Genomic DNA, 508 nt, shown 5'->3' with positions numbered 1-508 from the left:
TCCAGATGATCGACTCGTCGTCGATCCGCGTCCATCAGCACGCGGCCAACGGAAAAAAAAAGCCGTCCGATCCCGTTGCATGGGTCGCTCGCGCGGCGGCCTGACGACGAAGATCCACGCACTCGTCGACGCCAACGGCCTGCCGATCGCGTTGAAACTCACCGAGGGGCAGGCGCATGACGGCCGCTCGGCCGAGGACATGCTGGACGAGGTCAAGGCCGGCGCGATCCTGCTCGCCGACCGCGCCTATGACAGCGACGGCTTGCGCCACGCCCTCGAACAGCGCGGCGCGTGGGGCAACATCAAGCTCATGCCGAACCGGAAGAAGCGTCCGGCCTTCTCCGCGTGGCTCTACCGGCAGCGCAACGCCGTCGAGCGCTTCTTCAACAAAATCAAACATTTCCGCGCCGTCGCAACCCGATACGACAAGCGCGACGACAATTTCCTCGCATCCGTCAAGCTTGCGTCAGTCCGTATCTGGCTGCGGGCTTACGAGTCGGTGACCTAG

At 64.0% G+C, this 508-nt stretch carries 1 pseudogene; it reads left to right on the top strand.

From position 1 onward, the window contains the following. Nucleotides 1-508: pseudogene (locus tag KKP04_RS16030) on the top strand (IS5 family transposase); the annotation flags it as partial.

Origin of the sequence: Rhodomicrobium sp. Az07 (genome assembly GCF_018619475.1) — a bacterium.
Classification (GTDB): Bacteria; Pseudomonadota; Alphaproteobacteria; order Rhizobiales; family Rhodomicrobiaceae; genus Rhodomicrobium.
The sequence above is the reverse complement of the archived record's forward strand: the minus strand, read 5'-3'. Positions and strand labels throughout refer to the sequence as shown.